We start from the raw sequence: 17,590 nt of genomic DNA, 5'->3' as shown, positions 1-17,590 counted from the left end.
TTTATGATGCTCAGGATTTTTATGTACATAAAGAATAAGGTTTTTTAAATATGCTTCATTATTAATTCTTATTCTTTTATAAGGTCTTTCAAAAAGAGTCCCTGTTCTATTTTGTTGTTTGTTAAACGCTTTTGCGTAAGCATTAAAAAGGTTAGAGAATGCTTGAGTTACTATCGATTCATTTTCAATAATTTTAACAATAAGATGAAAATGATTATTCAATAAACAGTAAGCAACTATACTAACTTTATTGTCCAAATACTTTTTTATTAAATTTAGAAAATAGTCCATATTATCTTCCGTTTTGAAAATAACATTGCTATTTATTCCTCGATTGAAAATATGGTAGTAATGGCCTTTTTCTATTTTTGCTAATGACATATCATTCTGTTTTAGCCCTTCTCAGGTTTTAAAAACCTGAGAAGACTGTTTTTGGAAAATTTATCCTCCATTTTCAGATCATATCTTTATTGCAGTATGTCGCTTTTTCAAAGTCTCTAATGTTCATGGCAATAAAAGGAATTGTAGGAAACAAAAACTTTAATTGTGTAACAATTTGTTTTGAAAGATTCGCTTTATGTTTTGTTGTTCTACCTTCCATAATATTTGCAAAAACATGAATGAAGTCGTCTTTTTTGCCACCGATCAAATAATGTTCTTTAAAAGGGTTTAGGCGTACTTTAATATCTGTTTCATCAAATAATCCTGTATCGACAGCGCATTTATGAACCTCTTGTATAATTTTATCGGGTTGCTGTAGCGTTAAAATGTTTTCTGAACAATCAATTACGAAATGTGGCATATTTTAGGCTTCTATTTTATTATATAACTCGTATAATTCCATATTTAGAGACTTTTCTCCAGGAGGGGTATACTCATTTTTTAAGGTTTTAATCCATGTAAAATTACAGTTTTCGGCAACTTTTACACTAGCGATGTTGTCTTTGTGAACAATGATTTGTAACGTTTCTATATTTAAGTTGGTAAATGCATATTCAGACAAGATGTGAATTGCGTTTGTCATAATGCCTTTTCTTTCAAAAGGATACCCTATGCAATAGGCAAATTCGCCTTGTTTTTTATCCCAGTCAAGCTCTTTAATATAAATCAGGCCAACAAATTCATCAGATTCATTTTCTTTAATAGTAAACAAGAATTCTTCTTTTAAGTCAAACTGCTTTACCTTTTTATCAACAAAGAATTTTGACAAATCGGGAGTTAAATTTTGTTCCAATGTTTTAGGAAAATAGCGTTTTAATCGATCTTCGTTTGCTACAATGAAATTACATAAACTCCAGGCGTCTTTTGGTTGAATAGGTTTTATATGATACCTGTTAAAGCTAAGCATGAGGCGTACTCTTTAACTTCAGAGCTTCTACTGTCTTTGTGGTAGCCGCTGTTACAGATAAGGGTAAAACGAGTATAATGCCAACTATAGGAATTAATAACAACAAGATGAATATAATGCCATTGCCAATAGCTAAACCACGATTCTTTCTAACAAAAGATGTACTTTCCTGATATTTAAAGTGGCGTTCCAAAGTATAGTCCATATTTCCAAAACCAGCGTAATATGCCTGGACTGAAAAAAGCAATATGGTTGACAATATATTGACGAAAGGTATAAACTTTAAGAGAAGTAATGGAATGGTCAACAAAATCTCCATGAATAAGTTTCTTCCATTAATTCGTATACCACGCCAAAGCTGTTGTAAGAACGTTGTATTTCTATGCGTGTGTTGTGTATGACCTGTTCCTGTTAAGTGTGCTTCTATTTTTTCGGATACTGGGCTCATAAATGGCGCAGATAGAGCCATAATGATATGTTTAAAAAGAATTAATCCGAGAACAATAATAAAGAGCCCACCAATAAAAGTACTAATGGTTACAAAGGTTTCTTTTCCCCAATCCCAAATCCAGATTTTTGAAATAAATGCACCAACATTATCGGATAACCCGTAAGCTGATGTGAATATAAGGATGGCCGTTATAAAACTTATAAGCATAGGAATTGCAAAATATTTCCAGAGCTTTAGTTTGGAGATTAAACTAAAAGCTCCGAAATACGCTTTGATTCCTAAAAATATGTTTTTTATCATAAAGCCTCTTACTAGCCCTCTCCAAAGGATAAGGGGTTAAATTATTATTAGTTGGATATAAATTTACAAAAACACTAATAAATTTAATTCCCTTGGGTGAGATTAAGAGGGGTTATATTCTTTTACTGCATCTATAAATGCCTTGGCATGATCTAACGGAATGTTAGGTAAAATACCGTGTCCAAGGTTTACAATGTATTTGTCTTTACCAAATTCGTTTATCATTTGGTGTACCATTTTCTTTATTTCTGCAGGAGGAGACAGTAAACGAGACGGATCGAAATTACCTTGAAGTGTTATGTTTCCACCAGTTAAATAACGGGCGTTTCTTGGTGAACATGTCCAGTCTACGCCTAAAGCAGAGGCATTGCTTTTTGCCATGTCGCCAAGTGCAAACCAACAGCCTTTGCCAAAAGCAATTACTGGAGCGTCATCTTTTAAGGCTTCAATAATTTGATTGATGTATTGCCACGAGAATTCCTGATAATCGGTTGGAGATAACATACCTCCCCAGGAATCGAAAACCTGAACAGCATTAACACCTGCTTTTACTTTTTCTTTTAAATAAGCAATGGTCGTATCGGTTATTTTTTGAAGCATTTGGTGTGCTGCAATCGGATTGGTAAAGCAAAATTCCTTAGCCTTATCGAAGGTCTTGCTTCCTTGACCTTGCACACAATAGCATAAAATGGTCCAAGGTGAGCCTGCAAACCCAATTAATGGGATATCGTCGTTGAGCAATTCTTTTGTCGCTTTTATAGCTTGATATACATAATCCAATTCTGTTGTTACGTCAGGAACAATAACATTGTCGACATCTTTTTGACTACGTACAGGGTTTGGCAAATACGGGCCAAAATTAGGTTTCATTTGCACCTCAATATTCATGGCCTGAGGAATAACCAAGATATCACTAAATAAAATAGCGGCATCCATGCCGTAGCGACGAATAGGTTGTACGGTGATTTCACTGGCTAATTCTGGAGTTCTGCAACGTGTAAAGAAATCGTATTTTTCGCGAATGGCTATAAATTCTGGTAAGTAACGTCCAGCTTGACGCATCATCCAAACTGGTGGGCGGTTAACAGTCTCTCCTTTTAAAGCCCTTAAAAATAAATCATTTTTAATCATATTATAATCATTCCTGCAAAGGCAGGAATCTTTTTAATTGAAACTTAATTTTTATATATTAGATTCCTACTTGGACACTTCGACTATACTCAGTGAGGTAACAGGAATGTCAATATTATAACTTTTCGCCTTTGGTTATAAAAGTAGATTTTATAGCGTCTACTTTTAGTTTTTCAAAACGTTTTCTTTTATTATCATTTATAAAATTCAGAAAATCACCATTAGTTTCAAATGAAATAAAATGTATTTCATAAGGTAATTCGTCTTCAGAACTAATAAAATTATCCTGTGTTGGTCTAACCCTATAAATTAGTTTTCCGTTATAATCCTTAATTATGGGAAGCACCAATGCTTCATATTCATTAAAAACGTCCTCTTTTCCTTTTTTTATAAATAATAAAACGGTTAAATAAACCATTAGATATAATGTTCATTTACTAATTCAATGACACTTTCAACCGTTGGGACTTTTGCAACCCTGACATCTTTAAAATGGTTTTTTGCTTCTTTTGCCGTAGTGTCTCCAATACAAAAGGCAATAACATCTGCACCATTTTTTTGTACAAAACTTTGTACGGTAGATGGACTGTAAAACATCACGGCTTCTACCGATTCTTCAACTTTATGACCGTCAAATTTAGTTTGATAAGCTTCTATTTCGTTAACTTTTATATTGTTTTCGGCCAAGGTTAAGGGTAATGCATCTAATCTTATGTCGCTACAAAAATAGGTTACTTCGGTACCTTCAAGGTATTCTACTAAATATTCTGCCAGCTTTTGTGCATTTTTTTCGATGTGTTTTACTTTGCCAATTTTACTTTCAATAAGTCTTTTGGTTCGTCGTCCAACACAGTAAATGTTTTTAAATTGTAATTCGGCGGCCGAATAGTTTGTCACCAGAGCATCGACAGCATTTTTACTCGTTATAATGACATTTCTTATTTCAGATTTTAGGAGTTGCGGGCGAATACGATTTAAACTTATTTTGATAAAATCATCACTTTTCGCAATTACTTTTTCGTGAAACAATAAACGCTGGTCTTCGGTTAAAGATTTAGTAGAGATCACATTTGTTGGTTTGTTTGCGTATTTAATGTCATCCATCAATCGTTTGCCTCCGCGCTCTATAATATAATCGGCACAAAAGACAGCTAAATTTTGATGCTTACCTAGTTTTTCGGTTCTGGTGATTTCTATTTTTTTTGAGCCATCTTTACTTAAAAGGATACCTTTAAAATGTATTTCTTCATTTTTAATTTTGGCTAAAGCTCCAATAGGTGCCGTACACCCACCTTCTAACCGGTTTAAAAATGCACGCTCAATCGTGGTGCAAATTTCAGTTTCTTCATGATTTAATTCAGCACATGCCGTTTTTACATAGTCATCTTCCTCTAGAGCAGTTATCATAATAGCGCCTTGAGCAGGAGCAGGAACCATCCAGTCCAGATTAATGGCTTCGTCGGGTCTTATTCCAATACGCCCTATGCCTGCGGCCGCGAAAATAGCTCCATTCCAATGGGCATTGTCTTCTAGCTTTTGTAATCTTGAATTTACATTACCACGTAAATCCTCAATCGTGTGTGTGGGATATCTATTTAACCATTGTGCTTTTCGCCTTAGGCTTCCTGTAGCTATGGTTGCATTTTTTGAGCTTAGAAATTCTTCGTTCTTTTTAAAGACGAGGGTGTCATTTACATTGCCTCGTTTTAAAACGGCCACTTGGGTTATCCCTTTTGGCAAAACTGTAGGCACATCTTTTAGGGAATGTACAGCGATGTCAATGTCATGGTTTAGCATGGCAATATCTAGAGTACGCGTAAAAATTCCAGTAATACCTAGCTCATATAAAGGCTTGTCTAAAACCAAGTCGCCTGTCGACTTTACTGGTACAAGTTCTGTTTTATATCCTAAATTTTCGAGTTGTTGTTGTACAATGTTTGCCTGCCATAGTGCTAATTCACTATCGCGTGTGCCAATTCTAATGATTTTAGACATGCGTTGTTGGTTCTTCTAACTGAAATACTTTTTTTATAAGTTCCAGGCTGTCATCAGTGGAGATATTGTCATCTTTTAAATGATGCGCAAAGTGGTTGGTTATTTTTTGAATGATATTGCTGCTAATTAGTTCTGCCTGAGCTTCATTAAAATCAGCATTTTTTTTGCGTTGCGTTTCTAATTCGGCAGAAGCAAAATTAGTAAGCTTGTGTTTTAACGCTTTGATAGTTGGAGCAAACTTTCTGGTTTCTAACCATTGATTAAATTCCGTTTTCACTTCTTCTATAATAGATTCTGCTAAAGGAATATGCTTTTTTCTTTCTTCTAAAGTTTTATCTGTGATTTTAGATAAATGATCCAAATGAACCAAGGTAACGTTGTCTAACGTTTCAACATTAGAGTCTACATTTTTTGGAATTGACAGATCTAAAACTAAAAGCGGTTTTTTAGACTGAATGATATGTTTATCGATAGTAGGGCGTTGGGCTCCTGTGGCAACAATTAAAATGTCAGATTTACTAATCTCTTCTTGTAAATTTGCATAATCTTTAACGATCAGGTCGAACTTTCCAGCAATTAATTCTGCTTTGCCTTTGGTTCTGTTGATTAAAGTGATTTGTTCATTTTCGGTATGCTTTACAAGATTTTCACAAGTATTTCTGCCTATTTTTCCAGTTCCGAAAAGCAAAATATTTTTGTTTGAAACATCTTTAACTGTGTTAAAAATGTATTGAACAGAAGCAAAAGACACCGAAGTTGCTCCAGAGGAAATATTAGTTTCAGTCTTGATACGTTTGCTCGCTTGAATAACAGCATTTACCAATCGTTCTGAAAAATGATTTAGTAATCCGTGTTTTTTTGAAGCGCGAGCGCTGGACTTCAATTGGCTAATAATTTCAAAATCTCCAAGAATCTGACTATCTAAACCAGAACCAACACGGAACATGTGGGCAATAGCATCTTTATTTTTGTAGATATAGGCGACGTCTTGAAATTCTTCTACCGTACCTCTTGTATTGTCACAAAGTAATTGAATTAATTGAAAAGGGTGCTGCGCAAAACCATAAATTTCGGTTCGGTTACAAGTCGATGTAACCACCAAGCTTTCAATGTCATTTTCCTTTGCTTGGTTCAGCAAAGCTTGTTTGCCTTCTTCGTCTAAACTAAAGCGACCTCTAATATCTGCATCGGCTTTTTTATAACTTAAACCAATGGCATAAAAGTAGTTACTTCTTGATATGTTGTACTTCTGCATGCTGATACCTGATAATTCAAAGCAAAAATATATGTATGCCAAGAAAAAAAATAACGCTCAAAGAACTTTTAATATCGTTTTGGGTTTTTTAACGTTGTTTTTTCATATTATATGATAAATGTCATATTTTTGCCTATGATTAGGCGGTTTTTGTCTAATCTATTTAGAACCAATCTAAATAAAATCATTATGAATGATGAAATAAACAGTCATAAAAGTGTCGCTCAAAGTTCTTTTGATGAAACAAAAGTCGATGATGGTGCTTTGGTTTTAACATTTAAAAATGAATCAAACCAAGTGCAATCTCTTGCTAAAGAAATAGATAGTGATTATATTCAATTTCATTTTTGCGTAAAAGGGACGAGTCGCTTTGTTTTTAATGAAGGCAGGTATACCTTAAACATTCTCGAAGAGAATTCATTGTTATTGTATAATCCCCAACGTGATTTGCCAATTAATTTGCAAATAGATCCTAACTCATGGATGGTTTCCATTTTAATATCTATTAAAAACTTTCATGCATTGTTTTCTCAAGAAGCAGATTATATTACTTTTTTAAGTGATGATAATAAGGATAAAAAGTATTATAAAGATGGTGTCATTTCTCCTTCAATGGCCATTGTTTTAAACCAATTAATAAATTATAACCTTAATCAATCCATCAAGAATCTGTATTTTAAAGGAAAAGCATATGAGCTTTTAAGTTTGTATTTTAACAGGAGTGAAGATGCCGATGTTGAGCAATGTCCGTTTTTAGTAGACGAGGCCAATGTTATAAAAATTAGAAAAGCCAAAGAAATTGTTATTGCCCGTATGGCAGAACCTCCAAGTTTACAGGAACTAGCAGATGAAATAGGATTAACTCTTAAAAAACTAAAAGAAGGCTTTAAACAAATTTATGGAGATTCTGTATTTAGTTTTTTATTTGATTACAAGATGGAAGTTGCTAGAAAACTATTAGAGTCTGGCGACAACAATGTCAACGAAGTGGGGCATAAAGTAGGATATAGTACCTCTAGTCATTTTATTGCTGCTTTTAAAAAGAAATATGGCACTACGCCTAAAAAATATGTAATGTCCTTATCTTCGTAAAAAGAAAACGATTCATGAAAAAAGGAGTTTTACTAGTTAACCTTGGTTCTCCAGATAGTCCAGAACCAAAAGATGTAAAGAAATATTTAGGAGAATTTTTAATGGACGAACGGGTTATTGATATTCCATTTGCCGCAAGAACTGCTTTGGTGAAAGGTATTATATTGAATACCCGCCCAAAGCAATCTGCAGCAGCTTATAAAAAAATATGGTGGGCAGAGGGGTCTCCTTTAATCGTATTATCAGAAAGATTACAAAACAAAATACAAAAACAGGTTGATATTCCTGTCGCATTAGCGATGCGTTATGGGAGTATGACTATAAAAAAAGGCATACAGGAATTGGTGGATAAAGGTGTCGATGAGGTTTTGTTATTTCCTTTGTACCCTCAGTTTGCCATGGCAACTACCGAAACCATAACGGTGTTGACAGAAGAATTACGCCAGCAGTATTTTTCAAACTTAAAAATAGAATCCGTTTCTGCATTTTATAATAAACCTGATTACATTGAGGTCCTTTCTAACTCCATAAAAAATCATTTAGAAGGTACAAATTATGAGCATTTATTATTTTCATATCATGGGGTTCCTGAACGCCATATTAGAAAAAGTGATGTTACAAAATCACATTGTAAAATAGACGGTAGTTGCTGTGTAACACCATCTGAAGCTCATGAGTTTTGTTACAGGCATCAATGTTATGAAGTGACTAGGCTGGTTGCCGAAAAATTGGATTTTAAAGAAGGTTCATATTCTACATCCTTTCAGTCGCGTTTAGGCTTCGACCCATGGTTACAACCCTACACAGATAGAACCATTGAGCGCTTAGGCAAACAGGGCATTAAAAATATGGCCATTGTCACACCTGCATTTGTTAGCGATTGTTTAGAAACCCTTGAAGAAATAGCCATGGAAGGACAAGCCATTTTTCATGAAATGGGTGGTAAAGATTTTACAACAGTACCTTGTTTAAATGACGATGACGAATTTGTTCACCTACTTTCAAAATGGATTACAGAATGGGCAGAATCGTCGGTTGAAATTAGTTAACTATGGCATATTACTATTACATAAAATCGTTTCATCTTATTTTTGTTATTACCTGGTTTGCAGGACTGTTTTATATTCCCAGATTGTTTGTTTATCAGATAGAAGCCTTTCATAAACCGTCACCAGAAAAAGAAATATTAGGTAAACAATTAAAACTTATGGCAAAGCGCCTGTGGTTTATTATTACATGGCCATCGGCAATTTTGGCTTTGTTGTTTGGGTTGGTGCTATTTTATTTAAACCCCATGTTAATTTACCAAGATTGGATGCAAGTTAAATTGGCCTTTGTTGTATTGTTATTTTTATACCACTTCAAAACACACATGTTTTATAAAGCACTTCAAAATGACGTTGTTAAAAAAACATCAGGTTTTATGCGTATCTGGAATGAAGGAGCAACGTTTATTCTTTTTGCTGTCGTGTTTTTGGTTATTTTAAAAAGTGCCATAAATTGGATTTGGGGTGTTGTAGGCATTATCGTTTTAGGCATCTTAATCATGTTAGGCTTTAAAATTTATAAAAATATTCGAGCCAAAAACCCAGATGCTTAATTTTAAGATCTAAACCTTAAAAAACAAACTATGAAATGAAAAGTATCAGCTTTTTGGATGTTTGTTTTTAGAATTTTTTAAAAAGGAATATTTGGTGTGATTATTGTTATATTTATTGAACTTTTAAAGGCACAATAATTATTAATGAAACTAAAAAAACTCTCTTTACGTACCCGCATTTTTTTAGCAATGATATTGCTGGTTTTGTTGGCATCCATCCTTATCTCGACAGTTGCTATTTATCAATATAAAGAAGAGCGGCAAGATTATCATAAAGAGCGTTTGAAGCGTAAAGAAGAAAACATCCAAACACATCTTAAACGTGTTTTAAATGGCAGACAGAACTCCTGGGAAATAAAAACGGAGAATATTCCTTTAATTTATAAAGAAGAAATATATAACGTTGCAGATATCCATAAACTTCAAATTAATTTATACGATTTAGAGGGAGGGCTGTTAATATCATCTAAAGCAGAATTGCAAATTAATGCAGCTCCTAAATGTCTTGACGCTGAAGTTTTAAATGCCATTTCTAATACTGCTGAGCATCGGTTTGTCGATAAACATAGAGAGAATGGCGAAACATTCCAATCATCGTATACCTATCTTACGGATCAAAAATCGAAGCCTCTAGCTATTTTAAATCTACCCTATTTAGAAAAAGACGATTTCCTTTCCAAAGAACTGGAAGAATTTTTAAGGCGTATAGCATATGCCTATATGTTCATTTTATTTATGGCTATTGGTATTGCATTTTTGCTGTCTAAATATATTACCAAATCCCTAAAAACGATTAGCGATAAAATTAATACCACTAGATTAGAAAAACGTAATGAGAAGATAGAGGTAAATGATACAAGTGAAGAAATTTCCACTTTGGTAAATTCTTATAATAGTATGATTGACGAGCTTGAAGAAAGTGCGGTACAATTGGCTCGTAGTGAACGTGAACAGGCTTGGCGGGAAATGGCTAAGCAAGTAGCGCATGAGATTAAAAATCCATTAACGCCCATGCGTTTAACCGTACAAAACTTTCAGCGCAAGTTTGATTCGAACGATGAAAATATCCATTCGAAGTTAGATGAGTATAGTAAAACGCTCATTCAGCAAATAGATACGATGAGTTCTATTGCATCGGCATTTTCAAACTTTGCCAAGATGCCCGCACAACAAAGTGAAACTTTAAATGTTGTGAAAATTGTAAAATTAGCATTAGATATTTTTAATGAAGATTACATATTTTTTACAGCTGAGGCCGAAGAAATTATTGCAAAATTTGACAGAACACAATTAATTAGAGTGGTTACCAATTTAGTTAAAAATGCCATTCAGGCCATGCCAGAAAACCAGACACCAAAAATTGTTATTAATGTAGGTACGGTAAACGATGATGTTGTCGTAACAGTCGCAGATAACGGTTCGGGTGTTTCGGAGGAGAATAAAGACAAAGTTTTTGAACCTAAATTTACAACAAAAACAAGTGGTATGGGACTTGGTTTGGCCATGGTTAAAAATATTATGGAAACTTATAAAGGTACTATAAAATTCAAATCGGAAAAAGATAAAGGAACAACGTTTACAGTAACCTTTCCTAAAGAATAACTCATTATAAACTTTAAAAAATACTATGAAATACGTTAATATACTATCAGAAGTAAATAATAGTATTGTCACAATAACGATCAATCGTCCAAAAAAATTAAATGCGCTTAATAAGGAAACGATCAATGAATTGCACCATGTCTTTAAGGAAGCTGATTTAGATAAAAACATAAAAGTTATTATGGTTACTGGTAGTGGAGAAAAAGCTTTTGTTGCGGGAGCCGATATCAGTGAGTTTGCAAACTACAATGTAGAGGAAGGTAAGGTGTTGGCAGCTACAGGACAAGAATTGTTATTCAATTTTATTGAAAATTTATCTACGCCAGTTATAGCTGCGATAAATGGTTTTGCACTTGGTGGCGGATTAGAACTAGCGATGGCATGTCATTTTAGAGTGGCAAGCGATCATGCTAAAATGGGATTGCCTGAAGTATCGCTTGGTGTTATTCCTGGTTATGGGGGAACTCAACGACTACCACAATTAATAGGAAAAGGGCGTGCCATGGAACTTATAATGACTGCAGGAATGATCGACGCAAATAGTGCTTTAAGTTATGGTTTGGTAAATCATGTGACGAATTTAGACGAACTACTTCCTTTTTGTGAGAAAATTGCAGATAAAATAGCCCGTAATTCTCCAGTTGCCATAAGTGCAGCTATTAGAGCTGTAAATGCAAACTTTAAAGATGGTGTTAATGGCTTTAGCACAGAAATTCAAGAGTTTGGTAATTGCTTTGGAAGCGAAGATTTTAAGGAGGGTACTACGGCATTTTTAGAAAAACGAAAAGCTGATTTTCCAGGGGAATAGGATTTGTTAATAACCCATTTCTACTTTAACATTTTTGAATAGAATTTATAAGTAATTTTAAAGAGCTACCCAAAGCGTATTCAACCTTTAATTTTACTATAATGAATCCAAAATCTGCCATAAAAGGACGTGGTGCACAGCGTAATGTACACAATCGTTTTTTTGAATTAAGTCATGAAATGCGTGACGATTTCCTCGAATATTGCCGTAAAGAAGGCGAAATAAGTGATAAAAATAAAACACTCTATCTGGAAGTATTTCCTAAAACCATAATAAACAAGGTTGAAAGCCCAGATATTGGGATGTCATACTCAATGAATTCATACCAAGGTTGTGAGCATGGCTGTATTTATTGCTATGCCCGTAATAGTCATGAATATTGGGGGTACAGTGCGGGTTTAGATTTTGAACGCCGCATTATGGTAAAAAAAGCGGCTCCAAAATTATTGGAAGCAAAAATTAAAAAGAAAAGCTGGAAGGCACATCCAATTGTTATGTCTGGAAATACGGATTGTTACCAACCTGCCGAAAAACAATTTAAAATTACCAGACAATGTTTGGAAGTGTTTTTAAAATATAAACATCCAGCCGCTATCATTACAAAAAATGCATTGATTCTTAGAGACTTAGATGTTTTGAAAGCATTGGCGAACGATAATTTAATAAGTGTAAATTTATCAATCACTTCATTATCAGAAGACACAAGACGCATTTTAGAGCCTCGAACGGCTACCATAAAAAAGAGATTAGAAACTGTTAAAGTTTTGAGCGAAAATGGAATTCCTGTAAATGTGATGCTGGCACCTATTATTCCATCTATTAATAGTCATGAAATATTACCTTTAGCAAAAGCAGCATCCGAGTATGGTGCCTTATCCATAGCCCATACTATTGTGAGGTTAAATGGCGCTATTGGCGAAATTTTTAAAGATTGGATTCATAAAACGATGCCAGATCGAGCTCAAAAAGTACTGCACCAAATAGAAAGCTGTCATGGAGGAAGCTTAAACGATTCTCGTTATGGAACCAGAATGCGGGGAGAAGGGAAAATTGCTGAGCAAATTAATAACCTAGTAAGGCTAGCTCGGCTGAAGTATTTTAAAAATAAGAGGATGCCAAGGCTTAACCTGAATTTACATGAACAATATAAAGATGGTCAGCTAAAGCTGTTTTAAATTATTTACTAATACTTTTTATTTCATTCCAGACGATTTTATCTAAAAAGATACTGGTTGTAATCAAATAAAAGGACATGTAAATTAAAACTATTGGAAGCCAAATAAGTTCAAACGATGTTCCTTGCGCTTGTACCATTAAAATGATGATTGATAAAATCGTTGTATGTAAAATGCACCAAACAATACTTAAAAGATATTTTTTCACTAAGCTGTGCGAGCTGTTTAGGCTATTTAATAGTAAAATAAGGTTTTTCATATATTTTATGAATTACAGAAAAAGTGCGGGTCATTAAGAATGCCCGCACTTACCAATTTAAACTAAACTAACTAAATAAGACATTAGACATTAACCAAGGTTAATTGTTAATGAATTTTGTGTATTCTTTATTATTTGAATTAAGAACTATTTTGTAATTCCCGCCTTCTCTAAGCTTAAATATTTTTTTGGCAATTTGAACACCCTCAATTTTTTCCGAGTGTACTAAATGAAATCCGCCATCGTAATCTCCGTAAACTCTTATTTTTAATGGTTCAAGATTTGGAGAGAATTTTGTTATATAAACTAGATTGTCCTTTTCTCTTACATGAGGTTTAAAAATAACAACCTCTTTGTTTTTATCGAAAACAACTTTTTTACCTGTAACTGTAAAAGGAATTGTGTTGATTTCAAGGTCTTTGTCTACCTCGAAGAAATAATTCCCGTCAGGCAACTCAGTTAAATCAAACCCCTTAGTGTAAGTTCCAGATGATTGAATAAATTCTTTATATAACGTGATACCCTTGTAATTTTTAATAGATAGAAGGTCTCCTTCTTTTACATTATCAATTGTTAATGCAGTCCCTTTAAGATCTTTTTCAATTTTGAAAGAAGAAATTTCAGTTGCGTTACCTACTATAACAGTAAACATCATTGCTACTAATAATAGGTTTTTTTTGAATGTTTTAATTACGTTTTTCATAGTGTTTTGATTTTTACATCGTTCAACGAGACAAAGGTATGTCAGAAAAAGAAGCTCCAAAACATCAAATTTGACCAATTTATATGCTATTTTATCTGTTAAATCAATGTTAAATCTATGTAAAGTTAAAATAGCATATAATTAAGATAATTATATATATATTGTAAGAAAAATAAATGGTAAATTTGCTTTAAAATTGCCTACAATGATTATTAAGAAACCTACATTAGAAAAGCTTACTCCTAGTTTTGGAAGCTCGATATTGGTAAAACAGCACGTAGAGAAAGTAGATAAGAATAATGCTTTTTGGCATTTTCATCCAGAGTTAGAACTCATATATATTAATAAAGGACAAGGAAAAACACATATTGGTAACCATTTGTCCTATTTTAACAATAGTCAGCTTATATTAATAGGGGCTAATTTACCTCATAATGGCTTTACAGATAGGTTAACAGCCAACGGCACAGAAACTACAGTACAGTTTAAGTCTGATTTTTTAGGAAACGACTTTATTAATATTCCTGAAATGGCTAATGTTTCCGCTTTGTTCGATAGAGCTAAAAAAGGTATCCGATTTAATATGGAAACTAAAAAAGATATTGGGTTAAAAATTAGAAAACTTTTAGATTTTGAAGGCTTAGAGCGGGTGCTAAAATTTTTAGAGATTTTAAATTATCTTGCAAATACAGATGATTATACCATATTAAATGCAGATGGGATAGTTTTAGAAACGAATCCGCAAGACAGCGATAAAATTAGTATTATATATAAATATGTTAATGCTAATTTTAAAACACATATAACTTTAGATGAGATTGCCGACAAGGTAAGTATGACGGTGCCTGCATTTTGTAGATATTTTAAAAAGACCACGGGTAAAACTTTTACTCAATTAGTTAATGAATACCGTGTAGTACATGCCACTAAATTATTAAACGAGAGTCAAATTAGTATTGCTGATATTTGTTTTGAATGTGGATTTAATAATTTTTCACATTTTAATAAGCAGTTTAATGAAATAACAGGTAAAAGTGCATCGCAATACAGAAAGGAGATAAAACTAATCATACAATAAATTAAGAGTTTCCGTTCCACTCATTATAAAATTGTTTGAGATATAATTCCATGAAGGCATGCCTGTTTGAAGCTATTTGACTTCCAGTTTTGGTATTCATTTTATCTTTTAGAAGTAATAACTTTTCATAAAAATGATTAATAGTTGGGGCTTTAGATGCCTTGTACTCCGCTTTACTCATGTTAAGATTCGGTTTTATATCTGGATTGTAAAGCGCTCTGTTTTTAAAGCCTCCGTAATTAAAACAACGTGCGATACCTATGGCTCCTATAGCATCGAGTCTATCTGCATCTTGGATGACATCTAATTCTGGAGAATGAAACTTTTGTACTTCATGGCCTCCTTTAAAAGAAATGTTTTCAATAATATTTATAACGTGTTCTATAACTGTGGAATCGACATTAAGTTTAAATAAGAATTCTCGGGCTGTCTTTGGACCAACGGTTTCATCACCATTATGAAATTTGCTGTCAGCAATATCATGCAATAAAGCACCAAGAGCCACAATAAAAGTATCTACATTTTCACTTTTCGAAATCAACAAGGCATTTTTATAAACACGTTCAATATGAAACCAATCATGTCCGCCTTCAGCATCAGCTAATTGTTCTTTAACAAAGGCAATGGTTTTTTGTATAATTTTTTCTGAAGTCATAATTAAAGATAAAAGGGTTGCCATGAAGTATTAATCAATGTCACTGTGAGGGAGGAACAACCGTAACAATTTGTTCGTTGTAAGCTCAAGGCTTAGAAAAATAAACGGCGAACAAGTTCTTATTTTTCATTTTAGGCATTCCTCAAAATAGCGGTCAATTTAGATTCTTGGACAGCCGCTAATTTACAAATCAAATTGTTGTTATTCAATAGGAATGTGAAAATCAACAATGCACTTATTTTCTGGGTGTATACGAAAATCGTTGTGGTATATTTCAAAAGGATTCTCCTCTGCTTTTTTATATCCGTTTTCGTTCATCCAAATAAAAAGGCTGCTCCAGGATTTTTCAAAATCATTGGGTGGTATTTCAAAACGACCAACAATGCATTTGCTTTTTTCAATAATTCCCGAGTCCATTTCTTCTTCTACAATAAATGGTTCACTAGTTAACAGGCAAATACTCATTCGTACTTTGTCTGGATCTGTTATTTTAAAGCTATCATGAAAAATTCTTGCCATTTTTGTTTCAGGGTTGTCCATCAAACCTTTTACTGTTGCCCATTTTATTAATCTGTCAAATACATTTTCAACCCCATGTACTCCGAAATGAGTCATACTGGCAAATTTTAATTCAGGAATTTCTTTAATTTCAATGTTTGCATTCATCTTAATCCAATTTAAATGATTATTAATGTTGCAAATGTATTTTTCAAAAACTTGAATTTCTTGACCGTTCTTGCTTTTAACTTTACTTATCTTGCTAAATCCATCAGGGTTTGCTTTTCGAAATCCAGAAGGGCTTATCCCATAAAACTTTTTAAATGCTCGGGTAAAAGAAGAATTACTATTAAAACCATATTGTAAGGAAAGTTCTGTAATACTTATACGTCTTTCATGCAGTAATACAGAAGCTGTTTTTTCAATACGTTTCCTTATGATATAGGCGTTGAGTGTTTCTCCTATCAGAGCTTTAAAAACCCTATGAAAATGAAATGGTGAATAAAGAGCCATTTTAGAAAGAGATTCTAGTGATAATTCAGAATCAAGATTAGTATCTATATATTTTAAAGTCGAATTAATCCGACGGATATAATCTTTTTCTATATCATTTTTAGAGATCATGATACTTCCAAAAACGACTTTTGTTACTTTATAATTGCAGGCTCAACCCATTTAAATTGAAACGAGTTTTCTGGTATTTTAATGCGATCTGCCAAACGATACATTCTGGCAGGAAGTTTCATAAGGTAATCCCTAGCCTTTTCAGCTTCATCGGTAAGGTTTGTGATTTTATCAATTTCCCAACGGGTAATCAATTTCTCTAAGATTTCTACGTAATCATTAGATGTGTAAACACCAATTCTTTGCGCAGTATTGGAGAATTCTTCAAAAGCAGTACTGATTTTGTTTCCCGATTCTCTTAAAAAATGAGCTGGCATGGTTATTTTTTGTTTCATCATATAATGAAACGCCATCATCATTTGACTAGGATCCACTTTAAAAATGCGTTCAACAAATTCAGAATAAGCATTATGATGCCTCATTTCGTCTCCAGCAACAATTTTACACATTTTAGCGAGCTGTTTATTACCTGCCTTTCGAGCAATTTTGGCCACACGATTATGAGAGATGTAGGTTGCTAACTCTTGAAAACTGGTATAAACAAAGTTTTTGTAAGGATCTCTGTCTGTTCCAATATCGAAACCATCAGCAATTAAATACTGTGTGGTCTTTTCAATTTCTTTCATGTTAACACGTCCAGAAAGGTACAAGTATTTATTAAGTACGTCTCCATGGCGGTTTTCTTCTGCTGTCCAATGACGCACCCATTTAGCCCAAGGATTTTCTCTATCCATTTGATTAACACCTTCTACATCCATTAGCCAGGATTCGTATGTTGGTAGTGCTTCTTCTGTAATCATATCGCCAACTAAAACCACCCAAAAATCATAAGGTAGTTCTTTGGAGAGTTCTCTTATTTCACGGACTTCTTCAAAAAAGGTGTTTTCTTCAGAATTCGGCAAAAAATCAGTTGGTTGCCAAATTTTTTCTATAGGAATTAAGTATTTTTCAATTAAAGATTCGATGTCTTTTTCCAAAAAATTCATCACTTCTAATCTAACGTTCTTTAACGACAT

Annotated in this window: 18 protein-coding genes and 1 pseudogene; 7 read left to right on the top strand and 12 right to left on the bottom strand. The window is 33.3% G+C overall.

Annotated features, from left to right (window positions below):
- Nucleotides 1–30: 30 nt before the first annotated feature.
- From HHX25_RS21550 to hemA, 8 genes and pseudogenes are all read right to left on the bottom strand, one after another.
- Nucleotides 31–381, bottom strand: a pseudogene (locus HHX25_RS21550) (transposase); the annotation flags it as partial.
- 73 nt (nt 382–454) lie between these two features.
- Nucleotides 455–802, bottom strand: coding sequence for a 5-carboxymethyl-2-hydroxymuconate Delta-isomerase (locus tag HHX25_RS17140; protein WP_169676045.1), 348 nt, complete (start codon nt 800–802; stop codon nt 455–457).
- 3 nt (nt 803–805) lie between these two features.
- Nucleotides 806–1,348 (bottom strand): GNAT family N-acetyltransferase, encoded by a 543-nt coding sequence (locus tag HHX25_RS17135; protein ID WP_169676042.1) that lies wholly within the window; start codon nt 1,346–1,348, stop codon nt 806–808.
- On the bottom strand, nt 1,341–2,099 hold the full coding sequence (locus HHX25_RS17130) for an EI24 domain-containing protein (RefSeq protein WP_169676040.1): 759 nt from the start codon (nt 2,097–2,099) through the stop codon (nt 1,341–1,343). Before HHX25_RS17130 ends, HHX25_RS17135 begins: the two co-directional genes overlap by 8 nt.
- A gap of 102 nt (nt 2,100–2,201) precedes the next feature.
- Nucleotides 2,202–3,230 (bottom strand): uroporphyrinogen decarboxylase, encoded by a 1,029-nt coding sequence (gene hemE / locus HHX25_RS17125; protein WP_169676038.1) that lies wholly within the window; start codon nt 3,228–3,230, stop codon nt 2,202–2,204.
- Between the two features lie 115 nt (nt 3,231–3,345).
- Entirely contained in the window at nt 3,346–3,648 is a 303-nt protein-coding gene (locus HHX25_RS17120; protein ID WP_169676036.1) for a DUF1330 domain-containing protein, read from the bottom strand.
- The gene (gene hemC / locus HHX25_RS17115) at nt 3,648–5,225 is read right to left on the bottom strand and encodes a hydroxymethylbilane synthase (RefSeq protein ID WP_169676033.1); all 1,578 of its coding nucleotides are present in this window, start codon (nt 5,223–5,225) and stop codon (nt 3,648–3,650) included. The genes HHX25_RS17120 and hemC overlap by 1 nt, the downstream gene beginning before the upstream one ends.
- Entirely contained in the window at nt 5,218–6,480 is a 1,263-nt protein-coding gene (gene hemA, locus HHX25_RS17110; protein ID WP_169676031.1) for a glutamyl-tRNA reductase, read from the bottom strand. Before hemA ends, hemC begins: the two co-directional genes overlap by 8 nt.
- 189 nt (nt 6,481–6,669) lie before the next feature.
- On the opposite strand from hemA, the gene HHX25_RS17105 reads away from it, so the two are divergent.
- The 6 genes from HHX25_RS17105 (at nt 6,670) to HHX25_RS17080 (ending at nt 12,757) form a co-directional block, all read left to right on the top strand.
- Nucleotides 6,670–7,572, top strand: a complete 903-nt coding sequence (locus tag HHX25_RS17105; protein ID WP_169676029.1) for a helix-turn-helix transcriptional regulator — start codon at nt 6,670–6,672, stop codon at nt 7,570–7,572.
- A gap of 14 nt (nt 7,573–7,586) precedes the next feature.
- The gene (gene hemH / locus HHX25_RS17100) at nt 7,587–8,621 is read left to right on the top strand and encodes a ferrochelatase (RefSeq protein ID WP_169676027.1); all 1,035 of its coding nucleotides are present in this window, start codon (nt 7,587–7,589) and stop codon (nt 8,619–8,621) included.
- Between the two features lie 2 nt (nt 8,622–8,623).
- Complete coding sequence (locus tag HHX25_RS17095) at nt 8,624–9,172, top strand: CopD family protein (RefSeq protein ID WP_169676025.1); 549 nt, start codon at nt 8,624–8,626, stop codon at nt 9,170–9,172.
- A gap of 144 nt (nt 9,173–9,316) precedes the next feature.
- On the top strand, nt 9,317–10,774 hold the full coding sequence (locus tag HHX25_RS17090) for a sensor histidine kinase (RefSeq protein WP_169676023.1): 1,458 nt from the start codon (nt 9,317–9,319) through the stop codon (nt 10,772–10,774).
- A 25-nt stretch (nt 10,775–10,799) separates the two neighbouring features.
- Entirely contained in the window at nt 10,800–11,582 is a 783-nt protein-coding gene (locus HHX25_RS17085; RefSeq protein ID WP_169676021.1) for an enoyl-CoA hydratase/isomerase family protein, read from the top strand.
- Nucleotides 11,583–11,683: 101 nt separating this feature from the next.
- The gene (locus HHX25_RS17080; RefSeq protein WP_169676019.1) at nt 11,684–12,757 is read left to right on the top strand and encodes a PA0069 family radical SAM protein; all 1,074 of its coding nucleotides are present in this window, start codon (nt 11,684–11,686) and stop codon (nt 12,755–12,757) included.
- A 359-nt stretch (nt 12,758–13,116) separates the two neighbouring features.
- On the opposite strand, the gene HHX25_RS17075 is transcribed toward HHX25_RS17080, so the two are convergent.
- Entirely contained in the window at nt 13,117–13,719 is a 603-nt protein-coding gene (locus tag HHX25_RS17075; RefSeq protein WP_169676017.1) for a hypothetical protein, read from the bottom strand.
- A 205-nt stretch (nt 13,720–13,924) separates the two neighbouring features.
- Between HHX25_RS17075 and HHX25_RS17070 the strand changes: the two genes are divergently transcribed.
- Nucleotides 13,925–14,797, top strand: a complete 873-nt coding sequence (locus HHX25_RS17070) for an AraC family transcriptional regulator (RefSeq protein WP_169676015.1) — start codon at nt 13,925–13,927, stop codon at nt 14,795–14,797.
- A gap of 1 nt (nt 14,798) precedes the next feature.
- Here HHX25_RS17070 and HHX25_RS17065 read toward each other — a convergent pair whose 3' ends face one another.
- The 3 genes from HHX25_RS17065 to HHX25_RS17055 form a co-directional block, all read right to left on the bottom strand.
- Nucleotides 14,799–15,452 carry an HD domain-containing protein gene (locus tag HHX25_RS17065; protein ID WP_169676288.1) on the bottom strand — a complete coding sequence of 218 codons (654 nt, stop codon included), beginning with the start codon at nt 15,450–15,452 and terminating at the stop codon, nt 14,799–14,801.
- A 201-nt stretch (nt 15,453–15,653) separates the two neighbouring features.
- Nucleotides 15,654–16,574 (bottom strand): AraC family transcriptional regulator, encoded by a 921-nt coding sequence (locus HHX25_RS17060; protein WP_169676013.1) that lies wholly within the window; start codon nt 16,572–16,574, stop codon nt 15,654–15,656.
- A 23-nt stretch (nt 16,575–16,597) separates the two neighbouring features.
- A complete protein-coding gene (locus tag HHX25_RS17055) occupies nt 16,598–17,590 on the bottom strand; it encodes an acyl-ACP desaturase (RefSeq protein ID WP_169676011.1) in 993 nt (330 codons plus the stop codon).

The sequence above is a fragment of the Flavivirga algicola genome (genome assembly GCF_012910715.1).
In the GTDB taxonomy this organism is placed as follows: Bacteria; Bacteroidota; Bacteroidia; order Flavobacteriales; family Flavobacteriaceae; genus Flavivirga; species Flavivirga algicola.
The sequence above is the reverse complement of the archived record's forward strand: the minus strand, read 5'-3'. Positions and strand labels throughout refer to the sequence as shown.